This window comes from Pseudoroseomonas ludipueritiae, assembly GCF_014490445.1.
Lineage (GTDB): Bacteria > Pseudomonadota > Alphaproteobacteria > Acetobacterales > Acetobacteraceae > Pseudoroseomonas > Pseudoroseomonas ludipueritiae.
In genome coordinates, this window is sequence record NZ_JACTUZ010000279.1 from 1 (window position 1) to 2932 (window position 2932).

4 protein-coding genes are annotated in these 2932 nt (G+C 73.0%); 1 reads left to right on the forward strand and 3 read right to left on the reverse strand.

Going from position 1 to position 2932, the window contains the following annotated elements; all coding sequences use genetic code 11:
- A partial coding sequence (htpX, locus tag IBL25_RS25490; RefSeq protein ID WP_187781247.1) for a zinc metalloprotease HtpX occupies positions 1-940 on the reverse strand: 940 nt, incomplete at its 3' end.
- A 43-nt stretch (positions 941-983) separates the two neighbouring features.
- On the opposite strand from htpX, the gene IBL25_RS25495 reads away from it, so the two are divergent.
- The gene (locus IBL25_RS25495) at positions 984-1169 is read left to right on the forward strand and encodes a DUF1674 domain-containing protein (RefSeq protein WP_187781248.1); all 186 of its coding nucleotides are present in this window, start codon (positions 984-986) and stop codon (positions 1167-1169) included.
- A 302-nt stretch (positions 1170-1471) separates the two neighbouring features.
- On the opposite strand, the gene IBL25_RS25500 is transcribed toward IBL25_RS25495, so the two are convergent.
- On the reverse strand, positions 1472-1912 hold the full coding sequence (locus tag IBL25_RS25500; protein ID WP_187781249.1) for a nucleoside deaminase: 441 nt from the start codon (positions 1910-1912) through the stop codon (positions 1472-1474).
- Positions 1909-2667, reverse strand: a complete 759-nt coding sequence (locus tag IBL25_RS25505; protein ID WP_187781250.1) for an SDR family NAD(P)-dependent oxidoreductase — start codon at positions 2665-2667, stop codon at positions 1909-1911. Before IBL25_RS25505 ends, IBL25_RS25500 begins: the two co-directional genes overlap by 4 nt.
- Between the last annotated feature and the right edge of the window lie 265 nt (positions 2668-2932).

A 2932-nucleotide genomic window follows, 5' to 3' on the forward strand; every position in this document is an offset into this window, starting at 1 on the left:
CGCGCGACCAGGGCCCCTGCCCCGCGCCACGCGTCCGCGGCACGGCGGAAGCCATGGGCGCCCCGCCCGGCACGCTCCAGCCGCCCCGGCCACCGCCCATCCGCTGCGCCAGCTCCATCAGCGCCGCCACCCGGTTCTCGGTGCGGGGGTGAGTGGAGAACAGCCCGTCCAGCCGCGCGCCGGAGAGCGGGTTGACGATGAACAGATGCGCCGTGGCCGGATTGGCTTCCGCCGCCGGGTTCAGGAACACGCCCCGCCCCTGCTCCAGCCGCATCAGGGCATTGGCCAGCCCGGCGGGGTTGCCGGTGATCTCGGCGGCGCCCCGGTCGGCCTCGTATTCCCGGGCACGGCTGATGGCCATCTGCACGATGGCCGCCCCCAGCGGCGCCAGCAGCATGACCAGCAGCCCCACCACCGGCCCCGGCCCCCGCTCCCGGTCCCGCCCGCCGAAGAGAAAGCCGAATTGCGCCAGCATGCCGATGGCACCCGCCAGGCAGGCGGTGACGGTCATGATCAGCGTGTCGCGGTTGCGGATATGCGCCAGCTCATGCGCGATGACGCCGGCCACTTCCTCCTCCGGCATCAGCTCCAGCAAGCCGGTATTCACCGCCACCGCCGCGTTCTGCGGGTTGCGGCCGGTGGCGAAGGCATTGGGCTGCCGCTCATGGATCAGGTAGAGCGCCGGCATCGGCAGCCCGGCGCGGGCCGCCATGGCCTCCGTCATGCGCCAGAGCGCGGGCGCGTCCTGCGGTCCGATGGGCTGGGCATTGTGCATCCGCAGCACCATCCGGTCGCTGCCCCACCAGGCAAAGAGATTGGTGACGCAGGCGACGCCCAGCGCCACCATCATGCCGCCACGGCCACCCAGCAGCCCGCCCACCGCCACGAACAAGGCCGTCATCGCCGCCAGCAGAACCGTTGTCCGCAGATATCCGCTCATGACCCCCTTCCCTGTTCCGGCCTTCACACCCCAGATGTTGCGCATGACGAAGCCCGAACAAGAGGCCGCCACGCCGGCCACCCCCACCCCGGCCGAGGCAGACACCCAGCCGGAGACCACCCAACAGCCCAAGCCGGCCACCAAGCCGGTGGAGATCGGCGGGCCGGCAGGGCCGGAGCCGACCCGCTTCGGCGACTGGGAACGCAAAGGCCGCGTCAGCGATTTCTGAGGCGGCAGGCCGGGGCCAGAAGGGGCTCCGCCCCTTCCGGACCTTCCCCGCTGGGGTGACAGGGTCACCCCAGACCCCGCCATCAGTTCGGTGGCACGGTGGTTCCGCCGGAGGTCCATGACCTCCGGCGACCGCGGGTTCAGCCCGCGTGGCCTTTTTCTGTTCCAACGCGGGCTGCTGCGCGGTGCCGCGTCCTCAAGCCCTAATCTCAAACTGACAGCGGGGTCCGGGGTGGACTTTCCACCCCGGTGGGAGCGTCCAGAGAGGGCGGAGCCCTCTTTGGCCCCGGCCACTCACCCGGCTCAGCGCAACCGCGCAAAGAAATCCCGCAGCAGCCCGGCGCATTCCGCTTCCCGCACCCCGCCCACCACTTCCGGCGCATGGTGGCAGGAGGCGGCCTGGAAGATCCGCGCCCCATGCTCCACGCCACCCCCCTTGGGGTCATAGGCGCCGAAGACCACGCGCCGCACCCGGAAGAAGCTGGAAGCCTGGGCGCACATCGGGCAGGGCTCCAGCGTCACGGTCAGGGTGCAGTCCGGCAGGCGCGGGCTCCGGCGCGCCTGGGCGGCGGCGCGCAGGGCCAGGATCTCGGCATGGGCGCTGGGGTCGTGCAATTCCTCCACCCGGTTGCCGGCGCGGCCCAGCACGGTGCCGGCGGGGTCGGTCACCACCGCGCCCACCGGCACCTCCCCGCGCGCCGCCGCCGCGCGGGCTTCCTCCAATGCGATCTCGATGGGGGTCACAGGCCCAGGAGCTGGCCGCCATCCACCGCCAGGGTCTGGCCCGTCACCCAGCGCGCGGCGGGGGAAGCCAGGAAGAGCACCACATCCGCCACTTCCTCCGGCACGCCCAGCCGGCCCTGCGGCATGGAGGCGAGCACGGACTGGTAGACCGGCGAGCCTTCCAGCCGCCGCTCCTCCCACCGCCCGCCGGGGAATTCGATGGAGCCGGGGGCGACGCCGTTGACGCGGATCTGCTTGCGGCCCAGCACGCGGGCCTGGCTCATGGTGTAGTGGTCCACCGCCGCCTTGGCCGCGCCATAGGGCAGCGAGCGCGCCGCCGCCCGCAGCGCCGAGATCGAGGACACATTGACGATGCTGCTGCCGCCCGGCAGGCGCGGCGCGGCCTCGGCCAGGAAGGGCTCGGCGGCGTGGCTGGCGCGCACGATGGCCATGATGTCCACCTGGAAGGAGGCAGCCCAGCCTTCCTCGTCATCCTCGGACCCGAAGCCGGAGGCATTGTTCACCAGGATGTCGATGCCGCCCAGCGCGGCGGCGGCCTCGGGGATGAAGCGGGCAATGGCGGCGGGGTCGGCCAGGTCGCAGGGGGCGGCGAAGGCGCCCTCGCCCAGCTCGCCCCGCGTCGCATCCAGGGATGCCTGGCCGCGGGCGCAGATCGCCACCCGCGCGCCGGCCTGGGCGAAGCCCAGGGCAATGGCGCGCCCGATGCCGCGGCTGCCACCCATCACCACGGCCCGACGGCCGGAAAAATCAAACATGTGCATCTCCTCGCTTCCGCGCAGCAGAGGCGAAAGACTGGCGCGCCGCAAGGGGGCGGCCAGGGCCGTGCTTGCATCCGGCCGCAGCGCCGCGCATCTGCGTTTGATCCACGGGGAAGATCCGATGCCGCGCCTGCTGCCCCTGTTCTTCGCCCTGCTGCTCGCCACCGCCGCCCGGGCCGAGGTGGCGCCGGAGGCATTGCGCCGGGGGGGCGAGGCCGCCGCCGCCTTCGCGCGCCAGGTGCCGCCCAGCACGCCGGCCACG